The following is a 13,972-nucleotide window of genomic DNA, read 5'->3' as shown; positions in this document are numbered from 1 at the left end:
AAACACCCCGAACCAAAATGGTACGGGGGTTTTTTATTTACAGAACTTTATTTCACGTCCTCGAACTTTGTATCTTCGGGATTCTTGCCCTCCGGTCCTTTTTCATTGTCATCCTCTTTCTTTTTGTCATTGTCATGGTTATGGTCATCGTTCTTCGGAGTGTCTCCTTGTTGATACAGTTTTGACCCTATTGCCTGTATAGCCGTGGAAAGCTCTTCCGTAGCTTTCTTTATTGCATCCACGCTGTCGCCTTCTTTTGCTTTCTTCAACGCCTCTATTTTTTCCTCAACGGGCTTTTTCTCATCTGCCGTAACTTTGTCGCCCGCGTCCTTCAACGCTTTCTCTGCCGTGTAGGTTATCTGCTCGGCAAGATTTCTTTTTTCTATAAGGTCTTTCTTTTTTTCGTCCTCGGCCGCATGCAGTTCGGCATCCTTGCGCATTTTCTCTATTTCCTCTTTGGAAAGGCCGCTTGAAGCTTCGATCCGCACCGATTGTTCTTTGTTGGTCGCCTTGTCTTTCGCTTTCACATTAAGAATCCCATTTGCATCAATATCGAATGCTACCTCAACCTGCGGAATGCCGCGCGGAGCGGGAATAATGCCGTCCAGAATGAACCGCGCCAGCGTCTTGTTGTCTCCTGCCATAGGGCGTTCTCCTTGCAGTACATGGATTTCTACCGAGGGTTGGCTGTCGGCCGCGGTAGAAAATACCTGCGTCTTTGCGGTGGGAACCGTGGTGTTTTTCTCCACGAGTCTCGTCATCACACCGCCAAGTGTTTCAATGCCAAGCGACAAAGGGGTTACATCCAAAAGCAGTACATCCTTCACGTCGCCCTGCAAAATGCCTCCCTGAATAGCCGCGCCGATAGCGACCACTTCGTCGGGGTTCACGTCTTTGTGCGGTTCTTTGCCGAAAAGCTTTTTCACTGCCTCTTGAATCGCAGGCATCCTTGTTTGTCCGCCGACAAGAATAACTTCGTTTATCTGCGACATCTCAAACCCGGCTTCTTTTACGGTCTCACCCGTAAGCTCAATGGAGCGGTCAATAAAATCCTGTACTAGCGACTCAAGCTTGGAGCGCGTCATTTTGTGAATGAAGTGCTTGGGCCCCGAAGCGTCCGACGTAATGAACGGGATATTCACTTCCGTCTCTATGGACGTGGAAAGCTCGTGCTTTGCGCGCTCAGCGCTTTCCTTCAGGCGCTGTACGGCAAGCTGGTCACGCGCGAGATCTATCCCCTGCTCCTTTTTGAATTCATCAACCAAGTACGCAATGATGCGCTGGTCCAAATCGTCTCCCCCAAGGTGCGTATCGCCCCCGGTGGATTTTACTTCAATGGTATCATCGCCAATTTCAAGCACCGATACGTCAAAAGTCCCGCCGCCGAAGTCGTATACCACTATTTTCTCTTCTTTCTTTTTATCCAGGCCGTACGCCAAAGCGGCGGCCGTTGGTTCATTAATAATGCGGCGCACGTTGAAACCCGCGATGGCTCCGGCGTCTTTTGTGGCTTGCCTCTGCGCATCATCGAAATATGCAGGCACGGTGATGACCGCTTCGGTTATTTTCTCTCCAAGCCGGTCTTCCGCGTCTGATTTCAGCTTTTGCAGTATCATTGCGGAAATCTCCTGCGGGGTTTTCCATTCCTCGCCGAATTTTACCTCAATACCGCCGTTTGACGCTCCCCTCATCTCATACGGAAGCCATTTTTTGTCACGCTCCACTTCCGCGTCTGCAGCGCGCCTCCCGATGAGACGTTTGATGGAGTAAACGGTATTTTTTGGATTGGTGACCGCCTGGCGCTTAGCCAAAAGCCCCACCGGGCGTTCGTTGGATTTCGACACGGCGACGATGGACGGGGTTGTGCGGTTCCCCTCTTTGTTCTCAATAATGCGCGGCTTTCCGCCCTCCACGATTGCCATGGCGGAGTTCGTTGTTCCTAAATCAATTCCAAGTATTTTTGACATATATGTTTAATTCACAAATTAGTAAATTAGGGAGGGATCGAATCTTTAACTTTGGGAGGGTTGAATCGTGCTCCTCCCTTGTTGGGCGAAAAGCAAATGGCTTTGCTTTTCGCGGGCAGTTCCCTTGTTTCCAATTTATGGAAAGCTGCCCAGGAGAAAAATCGGATGAGCAGATAATCACCCACTAAACGCCAGCACCCTTCTTCGCCACCTTCACTCGCGCAGGCCGAATAGTCCTGCCATTCAATATATATCCCCTCTGTACTTCTTCAACGATAGTCCCTTCGGGTTTGTCGGATGCGACCTCTTCAACCGACTCGTGGAACGCGGGGTTGAACATAGCACCTTCGGTATTGATGGTTTCCACTCCCTGGCGCTTCAAAGTATCCAAAAATTGTATGTGCATCCGTTCGGTGCCGTGTATCCATTTGTGGCCCCTTAAGTCGTCGGGAACAAAATAAAGCGCGATATCAAAACTGTCGAGAACCGGCAAAAGTTCGTGCACAATATTTTCTGTAAGCATGCCTCGCAATTCCCCCGCGCGCTTCGTCTCTTCCTTTTTGTAATTTTGGAAATCCGCGCGCTCCCTCTGCCAACCGGCAAGATACTCGTCGCGTTTTTTTTCGCACTCGGCGAGTTTTGCGGCAAGGTCATCGGAAACAGGTTCTGTTTTTTGTTCGTCGGCCATATATTAAATTCTTTTACCAAGCGCATTCGCGACATTTTCTAAAAAAGCGATGTTGCGCTCGTACGGCATGCGCGTAGGGCCAAGAATCGCCAAAAACCCCTGGTCGCCTTCTTTGGTGCGGAATCCTGAAACAAGCAGACTGCACGAACGGATCTCGCGGAACGTATTTTCTTCGCCGATAAATACTCCGAACGTATTCCGCAAAAGTTTTTCCATAACGTCTTCAGTTTCTTCCGCAACGTGTTCCATGAAAGCGGCCACTCCCGCCACGGCCTCCTGGTCGGCAAATTCCGGCTCGCGGATGAGTGAAGGAAGTCCGACTTCTCTCAGTTCGTCTTTTTCCAAAACTCCTCCCAGCACCAAATGATTCGTAAGTTCTGCAAGCATGCGCGTAGCAAGGCTTACGCGGTTGGGAGAGCTGCCCAGGGTGCTCGAGGATATGTGCGCTTCTTTGAACGGATTCCAGCGCTCCTGAAAGCCTTCAACATCTTCAAGAAGTTCATCGCGTATTTTGCGGTACGCGTTATCGGTGGGAATTCTGCCGCCGGACACATGAGGTTTTGCAAGGTATCCCTCCTCTTCAAGCTCCGAAAGATCACCTCTAACGGTTGCCGAACTCCATGAAAGCTGATGCTTTGCGCAAAGCACCTCTGAACCGATAGGCTCAGCCAGATCCACATACTCGTCTACGAGCATGCGTAAAATATCGTATCTGCGGGGTTTTTCCTGGGTCTGCAACATAAATACATCTCCAGTATACCCATTAGCACTCCCCTGTCAAGAGTGCTAAGCCGCTCGCCGGTGTGAGCTTTTTTGCTTAACACTTCGCATTTGACGACCAAAGAGCGCCTCGCAACGAAAAATTGCGAACTCGCTTCGCTCAAACAACGCAATTTTTCGGCTCAACGTTCATGGTCGTAGCAAATGCTACGCTAAACCGCTCAAAAGCTCATACCGGCTCGCTCTAAATATAAAAAAGCCGCCGGGGAATCACCGGCGGAGTGTTGGCCAGAACATCCACACTCTCTTAACGGCATATTTGTCAAGTTCGCTTCGAAAACCTGCTATAGCGCGGAGAGTGTTATTTTTTAACTTTGATATGCCAATCCAGGTCTACTTCTACTTTTCCGACGTCGATCAGGGTTCTGATAGCTTTTCTGATTGCATCTTCTCGCGCTTTTCTTTTTTCACCGCGATAACCCCTGCAAAGTTCATGCACCAGCAAACTTGGTTTTATGCGCTTAGTCTGGCGTAAAAAAGCGCATACTTTTTTTTCAAGGGACTGGTTGGATGGAACCGGATTCTCCATACACTCCTCCTTTCGTCATGTCGTATCCAAAGTTCCGACACAATACCACCTTGATACCACCTTATTGTTGAAAAGTAAAATTCGCTCGAGAAACCTATTATATGGTATACTTCAGGAAGTAGAAAGTAAGTGAATTTAAATAATGGTTTCGTTTTTGGATGATATGCAAGGGTGAAATGCTCCAGCGGAGCATTTCGCGGGCAGTTGCCATGCGTTCCAATATATGACTGACTGCTCAGGGGCGGCCGAGAACCGAGGCGTACTCATGTGGTACGACGAGGGAGAATCGGGGGCCGCAACGAAGCAGATCGCCGAAAACGAAAGCTTATGCTATGCAGATAATCAAATATAACAACTTAACCTGGGTGAATATCTCCTTCCCCACAGAAAAGGACATCGACTATTTGCGCGATAACTTTAAGTTTCACGAACTGGTGCTGGAGGAACTGCTTACCCCAACCTACCACCCGAAAGTGGACGACTTTGGAAGCTACCTATATTTTGTCATACATATCCCCGTCTATATTCGAGCGGAGCGCAGAAATGTGCACAAGGAAATAGATATCATCGTAGCCAAAGATATGTTGGTTACCGTTATTTACGAAGATTTTCTCGAGCCGTTCGATTCGCTTTTCCGCCAGTGCCAACTTGAAGAAGACTCATGCAAAAAATATTTTGGCGGCAACATCGGGCATCTCCTCTACTATATCATCGACGGACTCATGCAATCGCTCCTGCCGCAATTGAAACACATGGAGCAGAACATTATTGCTACGGAGGATAAAATTTTCGGAGGAGAGGTGCATGAAGCCGTTGAAGAAATTTCCATTGTCCGCCGCGATATTCTTGATTTCCGCCGCACCATCAGACCACAACTCTTGGTGCTTGAATCGCTTATCGAAAAATCACAAACATTTTTTGGAAAAACGCTCAAGCCCTACTTCATTGATCTGGTTGGCGACTACAATCGCATCTGGGGATTGCTCGAAAATTATAAGGACACTATCGATTCCCTGCACGACACGAACAACTCTCTCCTTTCTTATAAGCTCAATACCATCATGAAAGTGCTTACCATATTCACCGTTGCAGCGCTTCCCTTTGCTATCATTCCGCAAATTTTAAGCACCCCGAACGCGCCGTTTCGCAACAGTCCTTTCCAATTTTGGATCATGTTCCTTTTTATCGGCGGAGCTTGCGGGATACTTCTGGCGTATCTCAAGAAGAGGAAGTGGATCTAGAGTTTTGCTGTCCGTATTCGTACGGTCGTTTCAGAAAGACGCGGTCGTTTTGCCCCAGCCGACAAAACGCCGCTCCGCTCTCGGCTTTGCTCGTCCCGATCTTATCGGGACACCATGCCCGCTCACCCTGGGCACCCATCACTTTCTAGAAGCATAGTAGTTGCCCGCGAAATGCTCCACCGGAGCATTTCGCCCTCCTCGAGAGTTCTCTTATACAAAGACGCTCGGCGACGACAAAACTTTAGAAGGGGTGGAAGGCGATAGGGTCTGCAAAATTTGGTGCTGGGGTAAGTACCGAGTATTTTATGCTTCGCATCTACAATACTTTGAGCGGAAAAAAAGAATTATTTAAACCCCTCAATGGAAAGAGGGTGAATCTTTTTGTATGCGGCCCCACCGTGTACGATCTGGCGCACGTTGGACATGCGCGGACCTATATCGCTTTTGATATTGTCGCGCGGTATCTGCGGCACCAGGGCTATCAGGTAAATTACGTACAGAACATCACCGACTTAGACGATAAGATAATCGCGCGAGCCGCCGAGAACAAAAAAGACCCGCAAAAGCTCGCCCGGGAAGTCGAGACAACCTATTTTGAAGATATGAAAACGCTTGGCATATTCAGTGTTACGACCTATGCGAGGGCCACCGAACACATCGAAGCCATCATCGCCCAAATTAACACTCTCATACGCCGGGAATATGCTTACGTTGCGGGCGGGAATGTGTATTACGACATCTCCAAATTTCCCTCCTATGGCAATCTATCCGGCCAAAAACTTGAAAAACTCCACAAAGGCGTACGCATCGAGCCGGATTCGGCAAAACAGCATCCGTATGATTTTGCGCTTTGGAAAGCCGCAAAAGAAGGAGAGCCGAAATGGCCTAGCCCCTGGGGAGCGGGGAGGCCGGGTTGGCACATTGAAGATACTGCGATAACCGATACGTTCTTCGGCGCGCAGTATGACATCCACGGCGGCGCAAGAGACCTTATATTCCCCCATCATGAATGCGAGATTGCGCAAATGGAGAGCGCCTCCGGGAAGTCTCCCATGGTGAAATATTGGATGCATGCCGGATTTCTCCTCGTGCAAAACACAAAAATGTCCAAATCGCTTGGCAACTTCCTTACGATTAGAGATTTTTTGAAGGCGCACGCTCCTGAAACGCTCCGCATGATAATCGCAAGCGCGCATTATCGCTCTCCTATAGACTACACGGAAGCAGTTGCCAAACAGGCGGAAGAACAATTAAAGCGTTTCAGGGAATTTGCGAAAAAACTAATAGAAAATAAGGCTGTAGAAACTGGCAAAAAAACAGAAGGTGGTTTGCTGAAAAAACTGGAAGAGACCGAAAGAGCGTTTTTGGAAAAAATGGAGGATGACTTCAACACTCCTGCAGCACTCGCCGCTCTTTCCTCCTTTATCCGCGTTGCAAATCCGCTACTTGAGAAAGAAGAAGTCTCCCAGAAAGCCGTTGGTCCTATTACAGCATTTCTTAGAACTGTGGATGAAATATTCGGATTTGGACTCCTTGGACAAGAACGGGAGCCGATCTCGGCCGAAGTGCAAAAACTTGTTACAGAGCGCGAAAAAGCTCGAAAAGAAAAAAAATGGGACGAAGCGGACCGCTTGAGGAAAGAAATAGAAACGGCCGGTTATGTCGTGGACGATACTCCGCAAGGCCCGAGAATCAAATCAAAATAATCGCGTCATGCGACTCGGGGTGACGTTGGAAGTATCGAGTTTTCTCCACCTGTACTCAACAGGTGGTTTGTTTACCTGTGACGCGCTCTTGAGTATACTTTGCTTGATATGGCACAGAACGTTCCACCAACAAAACTTCCGCCGCAGAACATTGAAGCCGAACAGTCGCTGCTTGGCTCCGTTCTCATTGACCGCGAGACGCTTGACCGCGTGGGAGACATCATCGTGCCAGAAGATTTTTATCGCGGTGCACATCAGAAAATATATGCCTCGATGTTGGACCTCTACATGCGGCGCGATCCGGTGGACGTGCTATCTCTCACCAATCGCCTTGAAGAAAAAAAAGAGCTTGCCGAGATTGGCGGCGTCACGTATCTAGCGGAACTGGTCAATACCGTCCCCTCTTCAAGTCACGCGGTGATGTATGCCCGGATTGTGCAGAAAAAAAAGATGCTTCGAGACCTTATTTCGGCCTCCCAGCATATTTTAGAACTTGGTTTTTCAGAAACGGAAGACGTTGAAAACTTGCTGGAGAAAGCGGAACAACAGATCCTTTCTGTAGCGAAGCGTTCGTTGAAGCAGGAGTTCATACCGTTAAAAACCGCTCTTGGCGAGGCCTTTGAGCGCATAGAAAAACTGCAGAAGGAGGGCGTGCTTCGTGGCGTGGGCACCGGCTTTACCGATCTGGACAAAAAACTGGGAGGACTGCAACGAGGAGATCTCGTTATTCTGGCGGCCCGTCCAAGCCTGGGAAAAACATCTCTCGCCCTCGACATCGCGCGCCACGTTGCCATAAAAGAAAAAATTCCAATCGGACTTTTCAGCCTTGAAATGTCAACCGACTCGCTTGTTGACCGCCTGATCGCCGCCGAAGCCCATGTGGACTCTTGGAGATTGCGCACCGGCGGTCTCTCCAGTGAAGGCGACGGCAATGATTTCGAGCGCATACAACATGCCCTGGGCATTCTTTCCGAATCAAAACTTTTTATTGATGACGCCGCTTCTCCCACCATCATCCAGATACGCACCATGGCCAGACGCCTTCAGGCAGAACATGGCCTGGGACTCATTATTGTGGACTACCTGCAACTCATTTATAACCCGAATGCCGAGAGCATGGTGCAACAAGTGACAGAGATATCTCGTTCGCTCAAATCGCTCGCGCGGGAACTTGAGGTGCCGGTGCTTGCCATTTCCCAGCTCTCCCGAGCCGTCGAGTCCCGTCCCGATCAAGTCCCTCGTCTTTCTGACCTTCGAGAATCGGGCTCCATTGAGCAGGATGCGGACGTGGTGATGTTCATTCACCGGGAGGATCGCGTGAAAAAGGATTCCGACAAGAAAAATATCGCAAAAATCATGATCGCGAAGCACCGCAATGGCCCTACGGGCGAGATTGAACTTTATTTTGACGAGAAAGAGACGAGCTTCAAGAATCTGGAGAAACATTTTGGCGGATTTGAGTGATAAATGAAAAATAAAAAAAAGCCCGTTGTTGGGGCTTCTCGGAAATATTCTACAAAGTGATTGTTGCTCCGCGGCACTTGTCGCATCGGTCCACAATCTTGGCAACAATTTCATCAGAGTCCTCGATGCTCTGAATGCAGTTTTGGCAAAACCAGTTCTTACATTTGTCGCACTGCTGTAATGCGGCCGGAAGAACATCTTTCCTGCATTGATGGCAGTAACCATCACTTTTGCTGTTTGCGCGATGAATGGACATATGCTTTGCCTCCCAAAGAACCGTCTACATCGTAATAAACCCCTCACCGAATGTCAAAGAAGATCTGCCTTAGTGTTTGCGTTAGAAATTAAACATTAGAAATTTTTCTGTACCCCTCCCCTATCCAAAACCTCATAGAGCTTTTTTCCAGATTTCCCGGAGTCGGGCCGCGACAAGCGGCGCGTTTTGTATTCTATCTCCTCAAAGAACCTGCGGAATTCAGAGGGATGCTGGCTAAACACATCTTGGAGATCTCCGATATGCTGCTCACCTGCTCCCGGTGTGGGAACATTGAAGCAAAAAAGAACACCGATGGAAGTGAATGCTCGATTTGTTCCGACCCAAAACGAGATAAAAAGAGAATCGCGGTGGTGGAAGAGGTGGTTGACCTTGGCGCCGTTGAACGCGCCAAAGCCTACAACGGACTCTACCATGTGCTTGCGGGAAACCTTTCGGCAAAAAAAGAGCCGGAAGCGTATGCCGCCCGCGTAAAAAAACTTATCTTGCGCGTCAGAAAAGAGATACCTGAAGAGATTATCATCGCCACAAGCCCCACGTATGACGGTGATACAATGGCCAGGCACCTGGAGCGGGAACTTATGCCGCTCGGGATAAAAATCACCCGTCTTGCGCGCGGGCTCTCGCGAGGCGTTGATATTGAGTATGTGGATGAAGAAACGCTCCATGAAGCATTGACAGGAAGACACTGATCGTGATGTTTATAAGATTTGTGCGTGTTTGTGTTTTCCGGCTTGCCTATCTGCATTAAATCTGGTAAGCTGGTTTTAATGCGTTTTTTGGCGCGTATTATAGCGAATGCCTTGGGCATCTTGCTTGCAAGCCTTATCATCCCTGGATTCGTCTTTACGGGGAGTTTTAAAACGTTGCTTTTTGCAGGAATTCTTTTAGCCCTGGCAAATTCCATTGTCCGTCCTATCTTGAAACTCTTGAGCCTGCCGCTCATCATTATCACGTTCGGGCTTTTCATCGTCGTGATAAATATGGTGGTGCTCAAGATCGTGGACTATTTCTTCATCTCGCTCGTCATCTCCCTGGGAGCGCTTTTCTGGGGAACGCTACTTATCTCGGTCGTCGGGAGCCTCGCAACCGCCCTCCTTAAGAAGAAAGAAGGATAAAACGACAACACATGAATCCCGTTAGAGGCCACGGGGGCTCGCGAAGATTCCAATAAAGTAAACTTTTTTTAATAAATTCTTGCTAATTTACTGGCATCACGGTTCCAAATGACCGCGACCTGCCCCGTTAGAAATAGCGGACGCATGGTAAGGTAGGTATGATGGCCAAAGTTATTACCAAAATTAATGGCAGTCCCGCAAGGACAAAGACCAGCCAGTCCGCGTCCTATTTCTAACGGGGCCTGCCTCTAACGGGATGAACTACTCTCTCATCATCAACATAGCGCAAATCGTCATTGCGTTTTTGCTCATGGGATCTATCCTTCTGCAACAGCGCGGTTCAGGACTCTCTGCGGCATTCGGCGGTGATTCAAACGTGTACCGAACGAAACGCGGTATCGAAAAGGGCCTTTTGTGGGCAACTGTCGTTCTTGCCGCGCTCTTTATGGGCTTGGGCCTCTTCAACACCTTTGTCAGATGATTCGCTTCTTTACACGTCAGATGCTCCAGGAAAGCTATCGATCGTTTACTCCGCTTGAACGCGCTCTTTTTTATCTTGCCTCGATACTGTTTCTCGTTTCCGGTATCGGTACGGGCGTGCTATACGCCGCAACCCACACCATTCGAGTTCCTGCATCCGGCGGTTCGTACACCGAAGCGATAGTAGGGGGTCCGCGTTTCATAAACCCCGCTCTCGCGCCCGCAAATGACGCAGATCGGGATTTGGTAAGACTCATTTATTCGGGTCTTACGCGCTATAACGACACCGGCATCATCGTTCCCGATCTTGCCGATTCTTATACGGTTTCTACGGATTCGCGAACGTTCGTGTTTTCACTTCGAGACAACGTAAAGTGGCACGACGGAATTCCGCTTACCGCGGACGATGTCGCCTTCACGGTCCATCTTATTCAGAATCCCGAATATCAAAGCCCTTTGCGCTTCGCGTGGCAAGGCGTAAAGGTGGAAAAAAAAGATGATTACACGATAGCTTTCATTCTCCCCAGTCCCTACATATCGTTCCTTTCCCATACTGCCGTCGGCATCCTGCCAAAGCATCTTTGGCAGGATGTATCTTCCCAAGCGTTCTCCTTGAGCGATCTCAATCTTAAACCCGTAGGATCTGGCCCTTTCCGCTTTAAAGAGTTTGTGCGTGAAAAAGACGGAATTGTAGTTTCAATCACTCTGGAGAGCAACAAATCATATTATCGAAGGCCGCCGTATCTAGACCGCCTGATCATGAGATTTTTTGAGAGCCGCGATGAGGCGATTGGAGCTATTGCTAAGGGAGACGCGGAAGGCATGGGATTTGTTTCATCGGATGATCTTGCCTCTTTCGGGCCCCAAAAGTTTGCTATACATGCCCTGCATATTCCTCGAATCTTTTCCGTTTTTTTCAACCAGAATCAATCAAAAGTTCTTGCTCAAAAAACAGTACGAGAAGCCCTGGAATTTGCTACCGATCGCCAACAGATCAAAGAGGGCGCTTATAGCGGATATGCCGATATTGTGCACGGCCCAATGCCCCCTTCGGTGCTCGGCTATACCCCGGATGTGACAAAACGAGAATATGACAAGAACAAAGCCACAACTATTTTAGAAAAGGCCGGCTGGAAGTTGAATGCCGAAGGCGTACGCGAATTGAAAGAAACAAAGAAGGAGGAACAGGTGGTAAAAAACAAAAAAGTCCTTCGGGATGTCGTTGTAACCACGACGCTCGAGTTCTCCTTGCTTACCGCAAATCTGCCCGAACTTGAGAAATCCGCCGAGTTGTTAAAAACCCAGTGGGAAGCAGCCGGTGCCCGGGTTGATGTGGAAATTGCGGGCGTGGCGGATATTCAGGGTGAGCGCGTGCGTCCCCGGCAATACGATGCGGTACTGTTCGGTTATGTGCTCGGACTTGATCCGGACCCTTATTCATTCTGGCATTCTTCACAAAGGCGCGATCCGGGACTTAATCTTTCACTCTACCAGAATCCCAAAGTAGATAGGATCCTTGAGGAAGTCCGCCAGACCAGTGATGAGGCGGGGCGAAAAAAGAAACTTGCCGATTTCCAAAAAATGGTTTCAGACGATATTCCTGCATTATTCCTCGTATCTCCGGACTATCTCTACGTGGTCTTGCCGCATATAAAAAACATCAACACCGGCATTATCGCAAATCCGGCCGAACGGTTCGGAAATGCGGAAGATTGGTATGTGAAGACGAAGCGCGAATGGCGCTGAAGAAAGTTTCGGCACATGATGCCTCGAAACGTCGCAGTTATTTTATCCAGCGATAAAATACTGCTTGGCTCTCGCGCCGCGATTCTGCCTGTGGCAGAAACCCTGCTCGCGGCGCTGCGAGACACGTTTCTCGACACCACGTGCTGAAACTAAAGTGCATCAACGCGCTAAAAGAGGGAGGATTTCTGATGGAGTTCCGTCGTCTGCCCATTTCATGGGTCCCCAGCCGCCGACTATTAAAATGATTTAAAAAGAAAAACCGCGGACGTGGCCGCGGCTATGACGTTGGATTGTACAGAAGTTTTCTGAAAAGCTTCCGCGCCACACAACTGATTAATGAGCTTCCGAAAAGAAAGCATATAAACGACATCCATCTGTAGCGCATAGGGTCTATGGGCATGCCCAATGCGATCGCTGCAAAAGCTAGTGCGGCATACAATGGGAATATCACCCAAAATAATTTGTATTCATGAAGCAAGGCTTCCATCTGTCTGCCGGTAAAAACGCCTATCACCGATCCAAGTGATACGATAATACCAAAGAGCATTTTACGACCTCCCAAAACTTTCAGAAGCAACTTAATGGTATCGAATCTATGAAACTAGTCATTAAAGTGGACAAATCGAATCTTAGGCAGGTCATTTTGGACTTTCCGAAACAGTTTCGCGCGGGGATGTATGCAGTTGAGCGCATCACGCTCGCACCCAGGCAATTGCGAAGCCCTATCGTTATTTGCGGCATGGGAGGCTCGGCATCCGTCGGAGAACTTTTAAAGCTCTGGATGCGGCATGAGTATCTGGGAGCTTCCGAGTTTGCGGTTATTATTCACCGTGGTTACGGCCTGCCAAAACTCGAACGCAGAGAGTATTCCGAAGGAGTTTGGGAGCCGCTTGTGGTGCCAATTTCCTATTCGGGCAATACCGAAGAGACGCTATCCGCCTATGAAGACGCGAAGAAAAAGGGCCTTCCCGTGGTAGCAATAAGCACCGGAGGCACTTTGCAGAAATTTGCCTTGAAAGACAAAACTCCTTTCATTTTACTGCCCAAGGTTGGCATCCAGCCACGCTCTTCGTTCGGCTATCAATTCGGGGCGCTTACCACCCTGCTTTTGCGCCTGGAAGTGCTTCATTTCAAACCGCACGCAGTATCCGACCTTGGTACAGCGCTCCATGCAAAGAAATGGGAAGCTGAAGGAAAAAAGCTTGCAAAAAAACTTCAGGGAACGACTCCCCTGCTCTACGCTTCCGATGCCTGGAAAGAGCTTGCGTATATCATAAAAATTAAATTCAACGAACACGCAAAAACCCCGGCATTCTGGAACCACTTCCCGGAGCTCAACCACAACGAAATGACGGGATTTGCAGAAAAAGACCCATCACAGAAATATCATGCCCTCATATTCCGCGACAAAGCAGACCACCCGCGCGTACAAAAACGCATGAAGTTAACGGCCGCATTACTTGCCAAAAAAGGCATCAAAAGCACCTTCGTTCCCATTGAAGGTAAGACGGTGCTTGAGAAGATATTCTCTACGCTCTTGCTTGGCGACTGGATGGCGTATTATCATGCCATCCTCCGCGGCATTGACCCGACGCCCGTGAAGATGGTGGAAGAGTTTAAGAAATCGATGAGATAGCGGCCTCACAAACACCGAGCCAATCCAATTTTCTCCACCAAGGGAGGCACACTCTTCAACCCTCCCAATGTCATTAAAGGGATCCCTCCCTTGAGTTCCGAAAATTGAATCAGCTCACTGTTTGTTCGTTAGGCCCTCGTCGGCATGAAGGTGGGAGTGTAAGTTGCGGAGCATGGAGTCTGCCCATTTCATGGGTCCCCACCCTCCATGGTCTATTTATCTCAGAAACTTAGGTGAATAAATATTGTATGCCCGGGTGGCGAAACTGGCAGACGCACTAGCTTCAGGAGCTAGCGCCCGCAAGGGCATGGGAGTTCAAATCTCCCCCCGGGCACATATTTTA

14 protein-coding genes and 1 tRNA gene are annotated in these 13,972 nt (G+C 49.0%); 10 read left to right on the top strand and 5 right to left on the bottom strand.

Annotation, left to right across the window (positions count from 1 at the left end; genetic code table 11):
- Positions 1-47: 47 nt before the first annotated feature.
- The 4 genes from dnaK to Q7S09_00385 form a co-directional block, all read right to left on the bottom strand.
- The gene (dnaK, locus tag Q7S09_00400; protein ID MDO8557637.1) at positions 48-1,967 is read right to left on the bottom strand and encodes a molecular chaperone DnaK; all 1,920 of its coding nucleotides are present in this window, start codon (positions 1,965-1,967) and stop codon (positions 48-50) included.
- A 184-nt stretch (positions 1,968-2,151) separates the two neighbouring features.
- Entirely contained in the window at positions 2,152-2,655 is a 504-nt protein-coding gene (locus Q7S09_00395; protein MDO8557636.1) for a nucleotide exchange factor GrpE, read from the bottom strand.
- A gap of 3 nt (positions 2,656-2,658) precedes the next feature.
- A complete protein-coding gene (locus tag Q7S09_00390) occupies positions 2,659-3,396 on the bottom strand; it encodes a hypothetical protein (protein ID MDO8557635.1) in 738 nt (245 codons plus the stop codon).
- A 340-nt stretch (positions 3,397-3,736) separates the two neighbouring features.
- The gene (locus Q7S09_00385; GenBank protein MDO8557634.1) at positions 3,737-3,964 is read right to left on the bottom strand and encodes a hypothetical protein; all 228 of its coding nucleotides are present in this window, start codon (positions 3,962-3,964) and stop codon (positions 3,737-3,739) included.
- Positions 3,965-4,296: 332 nt separating this feature from the next.
- Between Q7S09_00385 and Q7S09_00380 the strand changes: the two genes are divergently transcribed.
- The 8 genes from Q7S09_00380 (at position 4,297) to Q7S09_00345 (ending at position 12,140) form a co-directional block, all read left to right on the top strand.
- Positions 4,297-5,205 (top strand): magnesium transporter CorA family protein, encoded by a 909-nt coding sequence (locus Q7S09_00380; protein MDO8557633.1) that lies wholly within the window; start codon positions 4,297-4,299, stop codon positions 5,203-5,205.
- A 305-nt stretch (positions 5,206-5,510) separates the two neighbouring features.
- Complete coding sequence (gene cysS, locus Q7S09_00375; GenBank protein ID MDO8557632.1) at positions 5,511-6,911, top strand: cysteine--tRNA ligase; 1,401 nt, start codon at positions 5,511-5,513, stop codon at positions 6,909-6,911.
- Positions 6,912-7,019: 108 nt separating this feature from the next.
- Positions 7,020-8,375, top strand: coding sequence for a replicative DNA helicase (gene dnaB / locus Q7S09_00370; protein MDO8557631.1), 1,356 nt, complete (start codon positions 7,020-7,022; stop codon positions 8,373-8,375).
- A 378-nt stretch (positions 8,376-8,753) separates the two neighbouring features.
- Positions 8,754-9,341: a recombination mediator RecR gene (gene recR, locus Q7S09_00365; protein ID MDO8557630.1), complete on the top strand. Its 588-nt coding sequence runs from the start codon at positions 8,754-8,756 to the stop codon at positions 9,339-9,341.
- 78 nt (positions 9,342-9,419) lie between these two features.
- The gene (locus Q7S09_00360) at positions 9,420-9,767 is read left to right on the top strand and encodes a phage holin family protein (protein MDO8557629.1); all 348 of its coding nucleotides are present in this window, start codon (positions 9,420-9,422) and stop codon (positions 9,765-9,767) included.
- A gap of 256 nt (positions 9,768-10,023) precedes the next feature.
- Positions 10,024-10,248 (top strand): preprotein translocase subunit SecG, encoded by a 225-nt coding sequence (gene secG / locus Q7S09_00355; protein MDO8557628.1) that lies wholly within the window; start codon positions 10,024-10,026, stop codon positions 10,246-10,248.
- Between the two features lie 20 nt (positions 10,249-10,268).
- Positions 10,269-11,993, top strand: a complete 1,725-nt coding sequence (locus tag Q7S09_00350; protein MDO8557627.1) for an ABC transporter substrate-binding protein — start codon at positions 10,269-10,271, stop codon at positions 11,991-11,993.
- A gap of 15 nt (positions 11,994-12,008) precedes the next feature.
- A complete protein-coding gene (locus tag Q7S09_00345; GenBank protein MDO8557626.1) occupies positions 12,009-12,140 on the top strand; it encodes a hypothetical protein in 132 nt (43 codons plus the stop codon).
- Positions 12,141-12,270: 130 nt separating this feature from the next.
- Here the strand turns inward: Q7S09_00345 and Q7S09_00340 are convergent, their stop codons facing one another.
- Complete coding sequence (locus tag Q7S09_00340) at positions 12,271-12,540, bottom strand: hypothetical protein (GenBank protein MDO8557625.1); 270 nt, start codon at positions 12,538-12,540, stop codon at positions 12,271-12,273.
- Positions 12,541-12,588: 48 nt separating this feature from the next.
- Here Q7S09_00340 and Q7S09_00335 point away from each other — a divergent pair, with 48 nt between their 5' ends.
- Together Q7S09_00335 and Q7S09_00330 are read left to right on the top strand one after the other, a co-directional pair.
- A complete protein-coding gene (locus tag Q7S09_00335; GenBank protein ID MDO8557624.1) occupies positions 12,589-13,629 on the top strand; it encodes a bifunctional phosphoglucose/phosphomannose isomerase in 1,041 nt (346 codons plus the stop codon).
- Between the two features lie 250 nt (positions 13,630-13,879).
- A tRNA-Leu gene (locus tag Q7S09_00330) sits at positions 13,880-13,963 on the top strand.
- The last annotated feature ends 9 nt before the right edge of the window (positions 13,964-13,972 follow it).

The organism is bacterium (assembly GCA_030649025.1).
Lineage (GTDB): Bacteria > Patescibacteriota > Minisyncoccia > JAUYLV01 > JAUYLV01 > JAUSGO01.
Note: the sequence above shows the minus strand (reverse complement) of the source record. Positions and strands in the feature narration are given on the sequence as shown.

What these genes read in the sequence shown, in the direction of transcription:
- dnaK (MDO8557637.1), bottom strand. Translation starts at nt 1,967, where the DNA reads ATGTCAAAAATACTTGGAATTGATTTAGGAACAACGAACTCCGCCATG.
- Q7S09_00395 (MDO8557636.1), bottom strand. Translation starts at nt 2,655, where the DNA reads ATGGCCGACGAACAAAAAACAGAACCTGTTTCCGATGACCTTGCCGCA.
- Q7S09_00390 (MDO8557635.1), bottom strand. Translation starts at nt 3,396, where the DNA reads ATGTTGCAGACCCAGGAAAAACCCCGCAGATACGATATTTTACGCATG.
- Q7S09_00385 (MDO8557634.1), bottom strand. Translation starts at nt 3,964, where the DNA reads ATGGAGAATCCGGTTCCATCCAACCAGTCCCTTGAAAAAAAAGTATGC.
- Q7S09_00380 (MDO8557633.1), top strand. Translation starts at nt 4,297, where the DNA reads ATGCAGATAATCAAATATAACAACTTAACCTGGGTGAATATCTCCTTC.
- cysS (MDO8557632.1), top strand. Translation starts at nt 5,511, where the DNA reads ATGCTTCGCATCTACAATACTTTGAGCGGAAAAAAAGAATTATTTAAA.
- dnaB (MDO8557631.1), top strand. Translation starts at nt 7,020, where the DNA reads ATGGCACAGAACGTTCCACCAACAAAACTTCCGCCGCAGAACATTGAA.
- Q7S09_00360 (MDO8557629.1), top strand. Translation starts at nt 9,420, where the DNA reads ATGCGTTTTTTGGCGCGTATTATAGCGAATGCCTTGGGCATCTTGCTT.
- secG (MDO8557628.1), top strand. Translation starts at nt 10,024, where the DNA reads ATGAACTACTCTCTCATCATCAACATAGCGCAAATCGTCATTGCGTTT.
- Q7S09_00350 (MDO8557627.1), top strand. Translation starts at nt 10,269, where the DNA reads ATGCTCCAGGAAAGCTATCGATCGTTTACTCCGCTTGAACGCGCTCTT.
- Q7S09_00345 (MDO8557626.1), top strand. Translation starts at nt 12,009, where the DNA reads ATGATGCCTCGAAACGTCGCAGTTATTTTATCCAGCGATAAAATACTG.
- Q7S09_00340 (MDO8557625.1), bottom strand. Translation starts at nt 12,540, where the DNA reads ATGCTCTTTGGTATTATCGTATCACTTGGATCGGTGATAGGCGTTTTT.
- Q7S09_00335 (MDO8557624.1), top strand. Translation starts at nt 12,589, where the DNA reads ATGAAACTAGTCATTAAAGTGGACAAATCGAATCTTAGGCAGGTCATT.